This window comes from Prevotella sp. RM4, assembly GCF_000701965.1.
Taxonomy (GTDB): domain Bacteria; phylum Bacteroidota; class Bacteroidia; order Bacteroidales; family Bacteroidaceae; genus Prevotella; species Prevotella ruminicola.
Window position 1 is genome coordinate 1 of the sequence record NZ_JNKG01000002.1, and the last position, 15,700, is coordinate 15,700.

Sequence of the window (15,700 nt, forward strand, 5' to 3'; positions counted from 1 at the left end):
TATTAGGTGGTTATTGCAGTGGGGTCCCACCTCTTCCCATTCCGAACAGAGAAGTTAAGCCCACCTGCGCCGATGGTACTGCAATGCAATGCGGGAGAGTAGGAAGCCGCCGTCTTTATTTTAACGATAGCCCTGGAGATACACTTCTCTAGGGCTTTTTTTATTTTCAAAAACTAACGAACTATGAAGAGATTAAATGTATTAGCCGTATTGCTTCTGATGGTTGTCGCCATCAGTGCACAGAATTACAAAACTGTTTCAAATATCAGTTATACTTCAAAAACTGATGCTTATGCTAAAGAGCGTTTGAAACTGGATGTGTATTACCCAGAAGGTAAGAAAGATTGTCCTGTAATAGTATGGTTTCATGGTGGCGGATTAGAGGCTGGCCAGAAAGAGATTCCACAACGATTAAAGGATAAAGGGTATGTGGTGATAGGTGCTAACTATCGTTTATTGCCTAAAGTTACTGTTGATAAAACGATTGATGATGCTGCCGAAGCAGTTGCTTGGGCTTTTCGTCATGCTAAAGAGTATGGTGGCGATGTGCGAAAAATAGTTGTAACAGGTCACTCTGCAGGCGGCTATCTCGCCATGATGCTTTGTTTAAATAAGGCTTGGCTTAATAACTATCAGGTTGATGCTGATAGTGTTTGGCAGTATATTCCTTTTAGTGGTCAAGCTATTACCCATTATAATGTACGTAAGATGCAGGGCATCCGGCCTTTGCAGCCAACTATCGACCAGTATGCGCCGCTTTATTGGGTGCGTAATGATTGTCCACCATTGGTGTTGATTTGTGGTGATCGTGAGTTGGAATTATATGGTAGATACGATGAGAATCAGTATCTGGCCCGTATGATGAAATTAGTTGGTCACAAACAAACCTATTTGTATGAGATAGATGGTCATGGTCATGGTGGTATGGTAGATCCTGCCTTCCATATTCTTGATACACATATCAAGCAGATGCAGGGACTGCCCGTAAATCCTTGATATGTGGATTCTTATACGTAATGACTAAGTGCCTCTTAGCCATTACGTTTATTGATATAAATAGCTACACCAATGATGATGAGTGCTACTACTGCAATAATGTGTAATAAATCCATAATGCTTAATATTAATTTGTTTCACGTTGCAAAGATAAACAAATTAACTAAGAAAATGGTGTAGTTTTAAGAAAATCTTTATACAAGGCTGAACAGAAACTGCTGGTTAGTATATTGCCAGCTGACTGTTCCAAAACGGATAAGTCGCGCCAGGAGTGTGATAACCTTGTGGCGTGGTAGGCGTGATTGGCGAACAATCTGGTTAAGTGTTTGCTGTGTGGGCATGGCGTCGAGTAGTTGACGTATTGTGTCATCGTAGGTCATGACAGTTCCTTGGGGGTTCTGTGATTCACGCCACAGGGCCAGGTGAACAGGAGAGACCACAATATTCTCGTCGTTGATGCGGATATATGCTCGTGCCTTACCTTCTGCATCGATGGCGCAAACAGGTTTGCGGGTAGATGGCGGAACGGTAGCAATCACAATGGTACGTCCCTCAATATGATAGGTGTCGAACTTAATGCTTGCTTCGGGCTTGCAGTATTTGTAAGCCGCCTGGTGCATCATGTATATTTCCTCTTCGGAACGGACGCCTGATAGATTTCCATCATCGCGTACGCCTATCAGCAACCGTCCTCCATCGGTATTGGCAAATGCCGATACTGATTTAGCCAGTTTACAGGCGTCAGACACACGGTACTTGAAGTCCTGTTGCTGGTGTTCGCCCTCACGAATGAGGCTATGGATATAACGCTTATCGTCCATACGTCTGAAAATGAAAAGAGGACTGACTAACGTCAATCCTCATATTCAAAACGAGCCTCTTGTCGGATTCGAACCAACGACCCCGAGATTACAAATCACGTGCTCTGGCCAACTGAGCTAAAGAGGCGGGTGGGTAAGCGATCTGCATCGCGCCGCTACAACCTAATACCCTTGCTGCGTTCCCACCCTGGGGGATTCAAAGGGAGCTGGCCGTACAGGACTTACCCGTGTAATTTTAAAGAACTATTTGCTTAAAGCGGGTGCAAAGGTACTACTTTTAATTGAGAATTGAGAATCGAGAATTGAAAAATTTCGTGATTTTAACTATTTTTTCAGGGATTGCCCCCGTTATATGCAGGAAAATGCTTAATTTTGCACCCTGTAAGAGGTAAATGTTAAAAGATGACCGCACCAGAATATGTACAATTAAAGGCTTACGCTCGTCAGGATGGTTTCTTTCTGGCTATCCTTTGGATTGCTAGCTTCGCAAGCTACATTGTTGGCTTGACTAATCAGGTTCTGGCTATGGCTGCTATGCTGATGGCTGTGATGACGCCATTCTTTGTAGCCAACCGCTTGCGCAAATTCCGCGACGAGGGTAGGGAGGGTATTATCTCCTTTGCCCGTAGTTATGCTTATACTATTTTTGTGTTCTTTTATGGCGCCGTGCTGTTGGCAGTGGTTCAGTATCTGTATTTTGCTTATATGGATAATGGCTATCTGGTAAGTTCGTTTGCCAAGATGATGAGCACTGAGGAGGGTAAGGCCATGTTGGAGCAATATGGTATGACCCAAATGGTGGACGAGAGTTTGGCCGAAATGGCTATGACGCGTCCTATCGACTATGCGCTGAATATTCTCACCATCAATATCTCGTTGGGTTTCATTCTTGGTGTGCCCATCGGACTGATTATGCAGCGCAAAAGAATTGAAAATTTGAATTGAAATTATGGATATATCAGTAGTTATACCTCTTTATAATGAGGATGAGTCTATCCCTGAGCTTTATGCGTGGATAGAGCGTGTGATGAAGGCAAACAACTTCAGCTATGAGGTGATTTTCATTAACGATGGTTCTACCGATCGTTCGTGGGAGATTATCTCGGAGCTGAACAAGCAGCAGCCCGGTGTGGTAAAGGGCATCAAGTTCCGCCGAAACTACGGTAAGAGTCCTGCTCTGTATTGTGGTTTTGAGCAGGCTCAGGGCGATGTGGTGATTACCATGGATGCCGACCTTCAGGACTCGCCTGATGAGATCCCAGAGTTGTATCGTATGATTAAGGAAGAGGGCTACGATCTGGTGAGTGGCTACAAGCAGAAACGATACGACCCCATTTCGAAGACTATCCCTACCAAGCTGTTCAATGCTACAGCCCGCAAAATAAGCGGCATTAAGAATCTGCACGACTTTAACTGCGGACTGAAGGCTTATCGCAAGGCGGTAGTAAAGAATATCGAGGTGTATGGCGAGATGCACCGCTATATCCCTTATCTGGCCAAGAATGCTGGATTCAATAAGATTGGCGAGAAGGTGGTACAGCACCAGGCACGTAAGTATGGTTCGTCGAAGTTCATGGGTTTGAACCGCTTTGTGAATGGTTATCTCGACCTGCTCACACTCTGGTTCCTGAGCACATTTGGTAAGAAACCTATGCACGTGTTCGGCTTCCTGGGTACACTGATGTTCTTTATTGGTTTTATTTCTGCAGCTTGGATTGGTGCTGATAAACTGTGGTGCTTGGCTAACCATATCCCCCAGCGATTGGTAACCAATTCACCATTCTTCTACATTGCGCTTACCATGATGCTGATGGGAACACAGCTGTTCCTGACAGGCTTCCTGGGCGATCTGATTAGTCGCTCGTCGAGCGGACGTAATGATTATCAGATAGAGGAGAAGATATGATGAAACGTCTGTTATATCTGTCGTTGGCAGCGCTGATGGTAGCCTGCTCGTCTGTCGATTGTCCTGTCGACCGTACGGTGGCAACTCTTTATCAGATACGCACCAGCGATGGTAATGAATTAACGATTACTGATACAATGACCATTTCGACCGTTAATGTCGATAATGAGAACGTGGTGCTTTACAGTGGTCGCGACTCTATTATATATAATAAAGGTGTAGGCATTAGTCAGTTTAACTTGCCTATCAGTTACTCGCATCCCGAGGATGTGCTGCTGTTCAAGTTTGAAATAGCCAATACTGATTCGCTGGTACGCGATACCGTATGGATTAAGAAGGACGACTATCCCCATTTCGAATCGGTGGATTGTAATACCACTTTTTTCCACACGCTCACCAGTGTGCGCTATACCCGCAACTACATCGACTCAATTGTGATTAATAACCCATCAGTAACCTATGATTCTAAGACGGTTCATTTCTACCTCTATCCTAAGAGCGACGATTAGTATCCTGGTGCTTTCGGCATCGGTGCCAGCTCAGGCTCAGAAGTTTTTCTCGTTCCAGAAAGACTCTGTGCCCATGTTCCGTGGTTTTGCTGTTTCGTTCGATCTGGTTGGAGCGGGACTGATGGCTTTTACTGATAATGGTCAGTACGAAGGTGCCCTGCGTGTTAATTTGCACGACGAGTGGTTCCCGATTATCGAGGCTGGATTGGGACGTGCTAATCACAACGATGATGTAACAAAGATTCACTATAGCACATCGGCTCCTTATTTCCGTATTGGTATTGATAAGAATCTATTGAAGGATAAACACGGTGATAACCGTTTGTATGGTGGTTTGCGTTATGCTTTTACATCGTATAAGGTTGATATTTCGTGCCCTGATTTTACCGATCCCACTTGGAAGTGGCCTACTGGTTATGGTGTGTTAGATGCCCCTTGCAACTACCATTGGATAGAGGCTGTAGTGGGTGTTGATGCCAAGATTTATGGTCCCTTGCATTTGGGCTGGAGCCTGCGCTATAAGCGCCGCATTGCCCATAAGGAAGAGGGCGATTTTGGTAATACTTGGTATGTGCCAGGCTTTGGAATCTTTGGCGATACCCGTCTGGGTGGAACCTTCAATGTGATTATTGATATCTAAGAAACTGATGCAGCAACCCAAGAACAAAAAGCTTTTGTGGCAGTTGCCATTTCTGGTACTGCTGATTGTTGGTACGGTGCTGATTATCCGTCAGCAGCGTAATATGCCTTATCATAAAAGTGCCGATAAGGTATTCGGAACGTTCTATCACGCTGTGTATCAGTGTGATTCGGATATGACGTATAGCATCAACGCAGAGTTGGCTAAGGTAGATGCCTCGCTGTCACCATTCAATCCCCAATCGATTATCACTGCTGTAAATCAGAATCAGGATGTGCAGCTTAACGATATGTTCCTCGAAGTGTACAAATTGGCGATGAACATCTCGAAAGAGACTGATGGTGCTTTTGATATCACTGTTGCCCCGTTGGTTAATGCTTGGGGCTTCGGCTTTAAGAATGGTATCGAGCCCTCGAAACAGCAGGTAGATAGTCTGATGCAGATTATTGGCTATCAGAAGGTTACCCTCGAAAAAGGTAAGATCAGTAAGACTGATGATCGCATCATGCTCGACTGCTCGGCTATTGCCAAGGGTTACGGTACCGATGTAGTGGCCAAACTGCTGCGTAGCAAGGGCGTTAATAACTTTATGATCGAGATTGGTGGCGAGATTGTTACCAGTGGTTTGAACCCCGATCAGAAACCTTGGCGCGTAGGTATTTCTAAGCCTGAGGACGATGTGCAGGGCGCAGGTCAGGAGGTTCAGAGCATTGTGGCTATTACCGATAAGGCGATGGCTACCAGTGGCAACTACCGTAATTTCTACTATAAGGGCGGTAAGAAATACGCCCATACTATCGATCCTAAGACGGGTTATCCCGTTCAGCATAGCATCCTTTCGGCTACGGTGTTTGCTAACACCTGTGCTGTGGCCGATGCCTATGCCACCTCGTTTATGGTGATGGGTGTAGAAAAGGCTAAGCAGGTACTTGCGCAGCACCCTGAACTGATGGCTTATCTGATTTACTGCGATCAGGATGGTAAGAATGCCGTTTGGTATTCGCCCTCGCTTAAGAATAAGATTCAGCAATAAAAGCGTATGGCTGTTCTCCAGATTTTTGATAAGCTGCTGCAGTTCCCTTTGTTCCAGGGTATGAGTCGCGACGATTTGGAGATTGTGGCTGGTCACACCCGTTTCGGATTCTTGAAGTTGAATGCTGGTAAGACCGTGATGAAATCGGGCGATAACTGTCATCAGCTTTATTTCCTGATAAATGGCAGTCTGAAAGTGCGCTCGTTTGCCGACGACTATGGCTATCATGTTGAGGAACAGATTTCGGCTCCTTATATCATTCAGTTGGAGGCGGTGTTTGGCTATAACCAGCGCTACACCCGCGATTTTATAGCCCAGACCGATGTGAACTTCCTGACGCTCGACAAGGAGGAGGTAGTGCGACTTACCGAAGATTTCCTGGTGTTCCGCTTGAATATGATTAACCATTTTGCCACTCAGACGCAGAAGCAGATGCGTCAGGTGTGGTACCGTGCACCCCAGTCGCTCGAGGACCGTGTGGTACGATTCCTTACCCAGCGTTGCTTGTATCCAGCCGGTCATAAAACGTTTAATATCCTGATGACCCGATTGGCCGAGGAGGTGAACGATAGTCGCCTCAATGTGTCGCGTATTCTGAACGATATGCAGCACCGTGGACTGATAGAGTTGAGTCGTGGTAAAATAGAGATTCCTCAGCTCGAACGCCTGCTTTATACCAAGTAGAAACGCCTATTCTTTGCGTTTTCAGCTTTTTTAATGTATTGTTTTGTAAAGTATCGGATTTTTGTCGTAACTTTGCATCGAAAATGCGAGAACGGGCTGCACCGTCCTTGCAATCCGAAAAGAGTTAGTATAATGATAAACGAAAAGAAAGCTAGAACGAACCCGTTCTTTGAACCTTATAACACACCTCACGACACAGCCCCATTCGACCGTATCCGCATGGAAGATTTCGAAGAGGCTATGTTGGAAGGCATCCGTCGCGACGATGAACAGATAGAGCGTATTATCAATAATCCTGCAAAACCTACATTCGACAATACTATTATCAGTGTAGATGACGAGAAGGATAAGGAGGGCTACTACGATCTGCTGGGTCGCGTTTCTACTGTATTCTTTAATTTGCTTTCGGCCGAGACCAACGACGAGATGGATGCGTTGGCTCAGAAGATGAGTCCCATCCTTACCAAGCATGCCAACGATATCCGTTTGAACGAGCGCCTGTTTGAGCGCGTAAAATATGTTCATCAGCATCATCGTAAGCTTACTGCCGAGGAGAAAATGCTGCTTGATAACTGCTACGATGGTTTTGTGCGTAGTGGTGCTCTGCTCGATGCCGCTGGTAAGGAGCGTCTGCGCCAGCTTACCGAAGAGGCTTCGATGCTAGGCTTGCAGTTCTCGCAGAATCTGCTAAAGGAGAACAAGGCCTTTACACTGCATATTACCGACGAGGCTCAACTTGATGGCCTTCCCGATACTGCTCGCGAGGCAGCAGCTTTGGCAGCCAAGGAGCAGCAGAAAGAGGGTTGGGTATTTACACTCGACTTTCCCTCGTATTCGCCCTTTATGACCTACAGCACCCAGCGCGAACTGCGCCGCCAGCTGTATATGGCTAAGAATACGGAGTGTATCCACGATAATACCGAGAATAATCTCGAGATATGTAAGCGACTCATCAACCTGCGTCGCGAACTGGCTCAGTTGCTGGGTCATAAAACTTATGCCGATTACGTGCTCAAGCACCGTATGGCAGGTAATGTGCGCAACGTATATAAGTTGCTTAACAACTTGATTGATGCCTACAAGCCCACAGCCATCAAGGAGGTAGAGGCTATCGAGAAAATGGCACGCAAGCTGGAGGGCAACAACTTTAAGCTCGAGCCATGGGACTTTTCGTTCTATTCGCACAAGCTGCAGCTTCAAAAGTATAATCTCGATGCCGAGATGCTGCGCCCATACTTCGAACTCTCGAAGGTGATTGACGGCGTGTTTGGATTAGCCAATCGTCTGTACGGTATCACCTTTAAGGAGAACAAGGATATCCCCGTTTATCACCCTGATGTAAAGGCTTACGAGGTGTTTGATGAGGATGGCTCGTTCCTGGCTGTATTCTATGCCGATTTCCATCCCCGCAAGGGTAAGCAGGGTGGAGCCTGGATGACCGAATACCAGGGCCAGTGGAAAGAACGTATCGACCAGAAGAAACCTTTTGGCGATGATAATATGCGTAATGTGCGTCCCCACGTCAGTGTGGTGATGAACCTTACTAAACCTACCGAGGAGAAGCCCGCCCTGCTTACATTGGGCGAGGTGGAGACCTTCCTGCACGAGTTCGGACACTCATTGCATGGCATGTTTGCCAACACCCGTTTCGAGAGCCTGAGTGGCACCAACGTGTGGTGGGACTTTGTGGAGCTGCCCTCGCAGTTCATGGAGAATTTCTCGATCGAGAAAGAGTTCCTGCGCACCTTTGCCTTCCACTATCAGACAGACGAGCCTTTGCCCGATGAACTTATCGACCGCATTGTAAAGAGTCGTAACTTTAATGTGGCTTACGCTTGCATGCGTCAGGTTAGCTTCGGTTTGCTGGATATGGCTTACTACACCCAGAAGGATGAGTTTACAGCCGATATCATTCAGTTCGAGAAGAAGGCTTGGGAGAAAGCCATGGTGCTGCCTCAGTTGCCCGATACCTGTATGACGGTGCAGTTCTCGCACATTATGGCAGGTGGCTATGCCGCTGGCTATTACAGCTACAAGTGGGCCGAGGTGCTCGATGCCGATGCTTTCAGCGTGTTCAAGAAACATGGCATTTTCGACAAGAAGACAGCCAGCAGTTTCCGCGAGAACATCCTGTCGAAAGGTGGTACCGAAAATCCGATGACATTATATAAACGGTTCAAGGGTGGCGAACCCACCATTGACGCATTACTTAAACGGAATGGAATCAAAAAACGACAAGCAAAGTAAACTTGACGTACGCTATCTGCGTATGGCACGTATTTGGGCTGAGAACTCCTACTGCAAGCGCCGTCAGGTTGGTGCGCTGGTGGTAAAGGATAAGATGATTATCAGCGATGGTTACAACGGCACTCCCAGCGGCTTTGAGAACGTGTGTGAGGACGACGACAACGTAACCAAGCCTTACGTGCTGCATGCCGAGGCCAATGCCATTACTAAACTGGCGCGTAGCAATAACAACAGCGATGGCGCCACCATCTACATTACCGCTTCGCCATGCATCGAGTGTGCCAAGCTTATCATCCAGGCTGGTATCAAGCGTGTGGTTTATGGCGAGAAATACCGCCTCACCGATGGCATCGAGCTGCTTGAGCGTGCTGGCATCGAGGTTATCTATATTGGATTAGAAGATAAATAAAAAATGAGTAAGAATAGAACTAATCGTTTCATGCCTTTGCTTATGGCCGTATGTGTGGTTGTGGGTATTGTTATCGGAACGTTTTATGCCAACCATTTCTCAGGCAACCGCCTGAATATCATCAACTCGAGTGGTAACAAGCTCAACAACCTGCTCCATATCATCGACGATCAGTATGTGGATACGGTGAACATCAACGAGCTGGTTGAGAAAGCCATGCCTCAGATTCTGGCTGAGCTCGATCCCCATTCGGTTTACATCAGTGCCCGTGATGGCGAGATTGCCAACGACGACCTGCGCGGCTCGTTCTTTGGTATCGGTATCGAGTTTACCATCCGTCAGGACACCATCCGTGTGCAAAACGTGATTGGTAATGGTCCTGCCGAGCGTGCCGGTATGCTGGCTGGCGATAAGATTGTTGAGGTTGACGATTCGGCCTTTGTAGGTAAGAAGGTTACCAACGAGGAGGCCATGCACCGCCTTAAGGGTCCAAAGGATACCAAGGTTAAACTGGGCGTTATCCGCTATGGCGAGAAGAAAATCCGTCATATTACCATTACCCGTGGCGAGATTCCTACCAAGAGCGTTACCGCTTGCTACATGCTCGACGACGAGTGTGGCTATATCAAGATTCGTAACTTTGGCGAGAATACCTATCCCGAATTGCTGATTGCACTGGCCAAGCTGTCGCAGCAGAGTTTCAGCAATCTGGTTATCGACCTTCGTGGCAACACCGGTGGCTATTTAGAGTCGGCAGTGCAGATTGCCAACGAGTTCCTGTCGCGTGGCCAGCTGATTGTTTACACCCAGGGGCGTGCTTTCCCACGTCAGGATTACCGTGCCGATGGTCGTGGTTCTTATCAGCGCCTGCCTCTGGTAGTGCTGGTCGACGAGAGTTCTGCTTCGGCTTCTGAGATTTTGGCAGGTGCCATTCAGGATAACGATCGTGGTACCATTATCGGTCGCCGTTCGTTTGGTAAGGGTTTGGTTCAGAAACCTATGGAGTTCAGCGACCACTCAATGATTCGCCTCACCATTGCTCGTTATTATACCCCATCTGGTCGTTGCATCCAGAAGCCTTATAACAATGGCAACCATTACGACGACGATTGGTTGACCCGTTATCAGCATGGCGAGTTCTTCTCAAAGGATAGCATTAAGAATACAGGTCCCGAGTACCACACCAACAATGGTCGTATTGTGTACGGCGGTGGCGGTATCACTCCTGATATCTTTATTCCTGAGGATACCCTTGGCGTTACCTCTTACTACAAGGAGGCTGCCATGTCGGGTCTTATCCTGCAGTTTGCATTTACCTATACCGACGATAACCGTGCCAAGCTGGGTGCGATTACCAACGTAAAGGAGATGGAAACCTATCTGAAACGCCAGAATATTGTTGAGCAGTTTGTAAACTTTGCTGACAAGAACGGACTGAAGCGTCGTAACCTGATGATTCAGAAGTCGTACAAGTTGCTCGAGCGCTTTGTAGTAAGTCGAATTATCTATAACATCCATAACGAGCAGGCCTGGACCGAGTATCTCAACCAGAACGATCCTGTGATTGATGAGACTCTGAGACTGTTCCATTCCGAGGGCGCATTCCCTCAGAAACCGATGCCCAAAACCAAGGGCAAGCAGGTGGCAAAGATTGCCGACAGTCGCGAAATCAGGTTGCTCAGTAAAATGATAGCTCATGCTTAATAAGAACGCTCTTCGCGCCCTGATGCGCGAACGTAAACAGCAGTTCACTCAACAACAGTTGGGTGAACTGTCTGCTACTGTGGTATCCCATATGAGGGAGTATCTCATGTTTATGGACAACATTGTGGCCTATTACTCGCTTCCCGACGAAGTATGTACCCATCAGTTGCTCGACGAATTGCTGGCAGCAGGCAAAAACGTTTACCTGCCGAAGGTGGTAAGCGATACCGAGATGGTGCTGTGCCGATATACGGGGCGTGATAGTCTGCAGAAGGGGGCTTTTGGTATTATGGAACCAACGGGTCCGGTTATGCCAAAAGAGAAGTACAACGATATTAAAGTTGTGCTGGTGCCTGGTGTGGCTTTTGATAAGGAGAACCGCCGCCTGGGTCGCGGTAAGGGCTATTACGATCGTTTCCTGAGTTCATTCTCTCAGCCGCGATGCGCTGTGTTCTATGGTGTCTGCTTTGATTTCCAGCGTGTAGATGCGATTCCCGCCGACGAACACGATGTGTGTATGGATGGCTTGATTAGTTAAACCTTACATCGGCTATTACCTGAGTGCCCACATGGGCATTCAGTTTGTTTACTATCTCTCTGCGCATCATCGATAGGTCAGCCCTCATGGCAGGGTTGGTCAGATGTACGTATAGTGTTTGGTTTCTGATGTACATACTCTCGGTGTAGTTGGCCACAAATTCGCCAACCACCTCGGCCCACGAGTCCATCAGTCGTTTCTGCAACAAGGGCGTCTCCAGTCCCTGTGCTCTCAGATTCTTCAGAATCAAATCTTTTACATTATGTACGTCGCGCTTAAACATCTTTCTGCGTTTCTGTTATTTCTCCCTTATCTACGTGGAAAATCTTATAGTCCAGCGTCTGCCGGCTCAGTATCAGGTCCAGGTGGTCGCGATTGGTATCGGTAATAAAAATTTGTCCGTAATCATCGCCTGCCACCAGTTTTACTATTTGCTCCACGCGCTGGGCGTCCAGCTTGTCAAAAATATCGTCGAGCAACAGTAGTGGGGTAGTCTTCGAATTGGTACGCTTCAGGAAGTCGAACTGTGCCAGCTTCAGGGCAATCACAAACGTCTTGTTCTGCCCCTGACTGCCTTCGCGTTTCATCAGGTGTCCGCCTAAGGTTATCTCCAGGTCGTCGCGGTGTACACCATGCAGCGAGTAACCTATGGCACGGTCCTTGAATCGGTCGCGCTGTATCACCTCCAACAGCGGACCGCGCTGGCAATGCGACACGTAGTTCAGTGCCACCTGTTCGCGATTACCCGAGATGGTTTCGTGAATGCGCTGGAAGATAGGTGTCAACTCCTCAACAAATGCCTTTCTGCTCTTGTAGATGCGCTCCCCCTCGTAGGCCATCTGTTCCTCAAACAGGCTGATTACATCCGGGTTGGGCTCCTCGTCAAGTTTCAGCATCGCATTACGCTGCTGCAGGGCCTTGTTATAGCGGTTCATGGCCTCCATATAGCCATGTTCGTATTGGGCAATCACCATGTCCATCAGGCGGCGTCGTTCCTCGCTGCCACCCTCAATCAGCAGGGTGTCTGATGGCGATACCACCACCACCGGTATCAGTCCGATATGCTCCGACAGTCGGCGATACTCCTTCTTGTTGCGCTTAAAGTGTTTTTTAGTGCCTCGCTTCATGCCACAGTAAATGTGCAGGTCGCCCTCGTAGGCGCCCTCCAGCACAAAGAATTCGGCCCCATGACGTATCACTTGCGAGTCGATAGGATTATTGGCCGAATGGCAGAACGACAGGTAGTAAATCGCATCCAGCACATTGGTTTTTCCCACCCCGTTCTGTCCTATCAGACAGTTGATTTTGGGCGAGAAATCCAGTGTGGCCTCTGCTATGTTTTTGTAGTTGATGACCGATAACTTTTCTAGAATCATAGTGCAAAGGTAGCGTTTTTTGGGCATTGATGCTAAGGATTAACACAGATTAATAAATATTTTCCGCAAAAAAATATAAAATGTGTGTCTTTTTTAGTAACTTTGCACCCGATTTTTGGAAATTTAAATATAAATATTATAATGGCAAATACAACAAATCAACAGCAGGCCGCCCAGACAGCTGAGCAGAGCCTGAATCAGAGTGAGGCTTTCTTCTTTAAGTACAAGAAGGCCATTGGTGCTGCCGTAGCAGCAATTGTAATCATCATCGCTGGTGTGGTTCTGTACAAGACCTACGTTAGCGGTCCTAAGGAGGTTAAGGCTAGCACAGCTATCGCCAAGGGTCAGGAGCTCTTCATGGCAGGCGATTATCAGAAGGCTTTGAATGGCGACAGCGCCAGCTTCAAGGGCTTTGTAAAGCTCGCCGACGAGTTCAGCAGCACAGCAGCTGGTAACCTGGCAAACCTTTATGCCGGTCTCTGCTACGCTAAGCTTAACAAGTGGGAGGATGCTGCTAAGTACCTCGAGGAGTTCGATGGTGCCGACGATCAGATGATTTCTCCAGCTGCCGAGGGTGCTCTGGGTAACGCTTATGCACACCTGAACCAGCTCGACAAGGCTGTATCACACCTGAAGAGCGCTGCCGAGAAGGCCGACAACAACTCTCTGTCGCCTACCTTCCTTATCCAGGCTGGTGAGATTCTCGAGAGCCAGGGTAAGAACGATGAGGCCCTGAAGCTGTATCAGGAGGTTAAAGAGAAGTACTTCAACTCTATGGCTTATCAGACTATCGATGGCTATATTGAGCGTGTTTCATCAAAATAATCTCCATGGCTACTAAAAACTTATCGGAATACGATATTACCACAGTGCCCGACGCTTCGAACATGATCTTCGGAGTTGTCGTGGCCGAGTGGAATCCCGAAATAACTGGCGCCCTGCTCGACGGATGTGTTAGCACACTCGAAAAGCATGGCGCTTTGCCTGAAAATATCCATGTTAAGACGGTGCCTGGTAGCTTCGAGCTGATTTATGGCGCTCATCAGATGACCCTTAATGATGGTTACGATGCCGTCATTATTCTTGGTTGCGTGATTCGTGGCGAGACTCCTCACTTCGATTACATCTGCCAGGGCGTTACCGAGGGTGTGGCTCGTCTTAATGCAACAAGCAATATCCCTGTAGTCTTCGGTTTGCTCACCACCAACGACCAGCAGCAGGCACTCGACCGTGCCGGTGGCCGCTTGGGTAATAAGGGTGATGAGTGTGCCGTTGTAGCCATCAAGATGGCAAAGTTCTAATCTAATCTAACGCATATTATGAAAAAGGTTTTTGTTCTTCTGTTAGTCGTGTGCTTCAGTGTGGGCATTGCCCAGGCTCAGCAAGCCACGAAGAGTGAGTTACATCAGCGTGCCGAGAGCGAAATGCAGAAAGGTAGTGTGGCAGGTGCCCGCTTTAGCTTTATCCGCGCTTTCGAAGAGTACACCCGTCAGGGCCAGTTAAAGGTTGGCATGGAGTGTGCCACTCGTGGTGCTGCTTTGTATTACAAGGATAACTATTGGAAAGAGGCTTTCGATTTGCTTCGCCGTGCCGATGCTGAGATTGATGCACGTAGCAAGAATGCTAAGGAGAAGGCTGCCCTCCATTACATCATCACTAAAGAGCGCTTGGCCATGTACATCAAGCTGCGCAAGAGTGATAGCGCCAAGGATCAGCTTGGCCTGATGGAGACCCAGGTTACCTACGCTGCCGACGAAGAACTCAAGAACGACCTTCTTTATAATAAAGCCGTATATCATTACTCATTCGGACAGAATGCCCAGGGTAATGAGGTGTTCAAGGAGATGGCCGGTAAGCTTACCGCCTCTAAGCAGTACGACAAGGTTGACGAGGTTTACAAAACCCTGATTGCCAATGCCCGTCGTAGTGGCAATGCCAATATGGTGGCACAGTCGTACAGCAACTATCTGGCTTGGAAAGATTCGGTTAACACCTTGAAGCATGCCGATGAGATTGGCGCACTGAAAAAGCAGATTTCTGACAACGAGGCTAAGATCGACGATCAGGCCAGCTCGCTCACAGCGCGCCAGGCCATTATCGTAGGTCTGTGCATCCTGGCAGTAGCTCTGGCTGCAGGTTTGGTATTGGGTGGTATTGTATTGATGCGCTTTATCCTGCTTACCCGTAAGCAGAAGAAGCTCATTAACCTGGCCAACGAGAACAATGCCCTCAAGGCCAAGTTCATCAGCAATATCTCAGCTCAGCTTAATCCTACACTCCACAAGCTCGATGCCAAGATTCCCGAGGTTAAGGCCCTGCTCGATTTCTCTGAGCATATCGCCACCCTCTCTGATCTTGAGAACACCATCGGTCAGGAGGTAGAAACAGCCGATGTACAGCTCACCCCATTCTGCAACGAGCTGGTCGACGCTATCAAGAGCAAGGTTAACCCAGGCGTGGTAGTAAAAACTAACGTGCCCGCCTTGAGCGTTAATATGAATAAGGAGTATGTACAGCATATCCTGCAGCACCTGCTGGCTAATGCTGCTATCTATGCTCCAAAGGATGGTACTATCTGGTTGGAATACAAGAAGCGTGGTGCACACGTTCACCAGTTCCTGGTATCTAACACCGGCGAGCCTATCCCCGAGGATAAGCGCGACGACGTATTCAAGCCATTTACCGAGGTGAAGGACTTTACCGAGGGCGACGGTCTTGGCTTGCCTATCTGTAAGCAGATGGCCATCAAGATGAAGGGCGACCTCGATATCGATCCCGAGTTCACCAAGGGTACACGCTTTGTGCTGTTGTTACATTCTTAAGCAAACAACTACACC

The 15,700-nt window shown here is 47.8% G+C and carries 17 protein-coding genes, 1 tRNA gene and 1 rRNA gene; 15 read left to right on the plus strand and 4 right to left on the minus strand.

Features of this window, described 5'->3' with window-relative positions:
* Window positions 1-2: 2 nt before the first annotated feature.
* A 5S ribosomal RNA gene (gene rrf, locus T499_RS0100500) occupies window positions 3-115 on the plus strand.
* A 68-nt stretch (window positions 116-183) separates the two neighbouring features.
* The gene (locus T499_RS0100505; protein WP_033149354.1) at window positions 184-996 is read left to right on the plus strand and encodes an alpha/beta hydrolase; all 813 of its coding nucleotides are present in this window, start codon (window positions 184-186) and stop codon (window positions 994-996) included.
* A 194-nt stretch (window positions 997-1,190) separates the two neighbouring features.
* Here the strand turns inward: T499_RS0100505 and T499_RS0100510 are convergent, their stop codons facing one another.
* The gene (locus tag T499_RS0100510; RefSeq protein WP_033149355.1) at window positions 1,191-1,817 is read right to left on the minus strand and encodes an AlbA family DNA-binding domain-containing protein; all 627 of its coding nucleotides are present in this window, start codon (window positions 1,815-1,817) and stop codon (window positions 1,191-1,193) included.
* Window positions 1,818-1,870: 53 nt separating this feature from the next.
* Window positions 1,871-1,944 (minus strand) — tRNA-Thr (locus T499_RS0100515).
* Between the two features lie 275 nt (window positions 1,945-2,219).
* On the opposite strand from T499_RS0100515, the gene T499_RS0100520 reads away from it, so the two are divergent.
* The 10 genes from T499_RS0100520 (at window position 2,220) to T499_RS0100565 (ending at window position 11,487) form a co-directional block, all read left to right on the plus strand.
* Window positions 2,220-2,762 carry a DUF4199 domain-containing protein gene (locus T499_RS0100520; RefSeq protein ID WP_013063416.1) on the plus strand — a complete coding sequence of 181 codons (543 nt, stop codon included), beginning with the start codon at window positions 2,220-2,222 and terminating at the stop codon, window positions 2,760-2,762.
* Between the two features lie 4 nt (window positions 2,763-2,766).
* A complete protein-coding gene (locus T499_RS0100525) occupies window positions 2,767-3,723 on the plus strand; it encodes a glycosyltransferase family 2 protein (protein ID WP_013063969.1) in 957 nt (318 codons plus the stop codon).
* Window positions 3,723-4,232: a DUF6452 family protein gene (locus tag T499_RS0100530; RefSeq protein WP_084162839.1), complete on the plus strand. Its 510-nt coding sequence runs from the start codon at window positions 3,723-3,725 to the stop codon at window positions 4,230-4,232. Before T499_RS0100525 ends, T499_RS0100530 begins: the two co-directional genes overlap by 1 nt.
* On the plus strand, window positions 4,183-4,872 hold the full coding sequence (locus tag T499_RS0100535) for a DUF6048 family protein (RefSeq protein WP_033149357.1): 690 nt from the start codon (window positions 4,183-4,185) through the stop codon (window positions 4,870-4,872). Before T499_RS0100530 ends, T499_RS0100535 begins: the two co-directional genes overlap by 50 nt.
* Before the next feature lie 7 nt (window positions 4,873-4,879).
* Complete coding sequence (locus tag T499_RS0100540; protein ID WP_033149399.1) at window positions 4,880-5,905, plus strand: FAD:protein FMN transferase; 1,026 nt, start codon at window positions 4,880-4,882, stop codon at window positions 5,903-5,905.
* A gap of 6 nt (window positions 5,906-5,911) precedes the next feature.
* The gene (locus T499_RS0100545) at window positions 5,912-6,589 is read left to right on the plus strand and encodes a Crp/Fnr family transcriptional regulator (RefSeq protein ID WP_013064931.1); all 678 of its coding nucleotides are present in this window, start codon (window positions 5,912-5,914) and stop codon (window positions 6,587-6,589) included.
* Window positions 6,590-6,721: 132 nt separating this feature from the next.
* Entirely contained in the window at window positions 6,722-8,836 is a 2,115-nt protein-coding gene (locus T499_RS0100550; protein WP_033149358.1) for a M3 family metallopeptidase, read from the plus strand.
* A complete protein-coding gene (locus T499_RS0100555; protein WP_013065511.1) occupies window positions 8,808-9,245 on the plus strand; it encodes a deoxycytidylate deaminase in 438 nt (145 codons plus the stop codon). Before T499_RS0100550 ends, T499_RS0100555 begins: the two co-directional genes overlap by 29 nt.
* Window positions 9,246-9,248: 3 nt before the next feature.
* The gene (locus T499_RS0100560; RefSeq protein ID WP_028908587.1) at window positions 9,249-10,949 is read left to right on the plus strand and encodes a S41 family peptidase; all 1,701 of its coding nucleotides are present in this window, start codon (window positions 9,249-9,251) and stop codon (window positions 10,947-10,949) included.
* On the plus strand, window positions 10,942-11,487 hold the full coding sequence (locus T499_RS0100565) for a 5-formyltetrahydrofolate cyclo-ligase (protein ID WP_033149359.1): 546 nt from the start codon (window positions 10,942-10,944) through the stop codon (window positions 11,485-11,487). The genes T499_RS0100560 and T499_RS0100565 overlap by 8 nt, the downstream gene beginning before the upstream one ends.
* Here T499_RS0100565 and T499_RS0100570 read toward each other — a convergent pair.
* Together T499_RS0100570 and T499_RS0100575 are read right to left on the minus strand one after the other, a co-directional pair.
* Window positions 11,480-11,770, minus strand: a complete 291-nt coding sequence (locus tag T499_RS0100570) for a DciA family protein (protein ID WP_013064001.1) — start codon at window positions 11,768-11,770, stop codon at window positions 11,480-11,482. The two genes, T499_RS0100565 and T499_RS0100570, sit on opposite strands and share 8 nt — an antisense overlap.
* Window positions 11,763-12,863, minus strand: a complete 1,101-nt coding sequence (locus tag T499_RS0100575) for a DNA replication/repair protein RecF (RefSeq protein ID WP_033149360.1) — start codon at window positions 12,861-12,863, stop codon at window positions 11,763-11,765. The genes T499_RS0100570 and T499_RS0100575 overlap by 8 nt, the downstream gene beginning before the upstream one ends.
* 141 nt (window positions 12,864-13,004) lie before the next feature.
* Here T499_RS0100575 and T499_RS0100580 point away from each other — a divergent pair, with 141 nt between their 5' ends.
* From T499_RS0100580 to T499_RS0100590, 3 genes are read left to right on the plus strand one after another with little or no spacing between them, the layout of a single operon-like run.
* Window positions 13,005-13,688: a tetratricopeptide repeat protein gene (locus T499_RS0100580; RefSeq protein ID WP_033149361.1), complete on the plus strand. Its 684-nt coding sequence runs from the start codon at window positions 13,005-13,007 to the stop codon at window positions 13,686-13,688.
* Window positions 13,689-13,693: 5 nt separating this feature from the next.
* Window positions 13,694-14,164, plus strand: a complete 471-nt coding sequence (gene ribH, locus T499_RS0100585; RefSeq protein WP_013065589.1) for a 6,7-dimethyl-8-ribityllumazine synthase — start codon at window positions 13,694-13,696, stop codon at window positions 14,162-14,164.
* Between the two features lie 18 nt (window positions 14,165-14,182).
* Window positions 14,183-15,685 (plus strand): sensor histidine kinase, encoded by a 1,503-nt coding sequence (locus T499_RS0100590; RefSeq protein ID WP_033149362.1) that lies wholly within the window; start codon window positions 14,183-14,185, stop codon window positions 15,683-15,685.
* Window positions 15,686-15,700: the final 15 nt, after the last annotated feature.

What these genes read in the sequence shown, in the direction of transcription:
- T499_RS0100505 (WP_033149354.1), top strand. Translation starts at nt 184, where the DNA reads ATGAAGAGATTAAATGTATTAGCCGTATTGCTTCTGATGGTTGTCGCC.
- T499_RS0100510 (WP_033149355.1), bottom strand. Translation starts at nt 1,817, where the DNA reads ATGGACGATAAGCGTTATATCCATAGCCTCATTCGTGAGGGCGAACAC.
- T499_RS0100520 (WP_013063416.1), top strand. Translation starts at nt 2,220, where the DNA reads ATGACCGCACCAGAATATGTACAATTAAAGGCTTACGCTCGTCAGGAT.
- T499_RS0100525 (WP_013063969.1), top strand. Translation starts at nt 2,767, where the DNA reads ATGGATATATCAGTAGTTATACCTCTTTATAATGAGGATGAGTCTATC.
- T499_RS0100530 (WP_084162839.1), top strand. Translation starts at nt 3,723, where the DNA reads ATGAAACGTCTGTTATATCTGTCGTTGGCAGCGCTGATGGTAGCCTGC.
- T499_RS0100535 (WP_033149357.1), top strand. Translation starts at nt 4,183, where the DNA reads ATGATTCTAAGACGGTTCATTTCTACCTCTATCCTAAGAGCGACGATT.
- T499_RS0100540 (WP_033149399.1), top strand. Translation starts at nt 4,880, where the DNA reads ATGCAGCAACCCAAGAACAAAAAGCTTTTGTGGCAGTTGCCATTTCTG.
- T499_RS0100545 (WP_013064931.1), top strand. Translation starts at nt 5,912, where the DNA reads ATGGCTGTTCTCCAGATTTTTGATAAGCTGCTGCAGTTCCCTTTGTTC.
- T499_RS0100550 (WP_033149358.1), top strand. Translation starts at nt 6,722, where the DNA reads ATGATAAACGAAAAGAAAGCTAGAACGAACCCGTTCTTTGAACCTTAT.
- T499_RS0100555 (WP_013065511.1), top strand. Translation starts at nt 8,808, where the DNA reads ATGGAATCAAAAAACGACAAGCAAAGTAAACTTGACGTACGCTATCTG.
- T499_RS0100560 (WP_028908587.1), top strand. Translation starts at nt 9,249, where the DNA reads ATGAGTAAGAATAGAACTAATCGTTTCATGCCTTTGCTTATGGCCGTA.
- T499_RS0100565 (WP_033149359.1), top strand. Translation starts at nt 10,942, where the DNA reads ATGCTTAATAAGAACGCTCTTCGCGCCCTGATGCGCGAACGTAAACAG.
- T499_RS0100570 (WP_013064001.1), bottom strand. Translation starts at nt 11,770, where the DNA reads ATGTTTAAGCGCGACGTACATAATGTAAAAGATTTGATTCTGAAGAAT.
- T499_RS0100575 (WP_033149360.1), bottom strand. Translation starts at nt 12,863, where the DNA reads ATGATTCTAGAAAAGTTATCGGTCATCAACTACAAAAACATAGCAGAG.
- T499_RS0100580 (WP_033149361.1), top strand. Translation starts at nt 13,005, where the DNA reads ATGGCAAATACAACAAATCAACAGCAGGCCGCCCAGACAGCTGAGCAG.
- ribH (WP_013065589.1), top strand. Translation starts at nt 13,694, where the DNA reads ATGGCTACTAAAAACTTATCGGAATACGATATTACCACAGTGCCCGAC.
- T499_RS0100590 (WP_033149362.1), top strand. Translation starts at nt 14,183, where the DNA reads ATGAAAAAGGTTTTTGTTCTTCTGTTAGTCGTGTGCTTCAGTGTGGGC.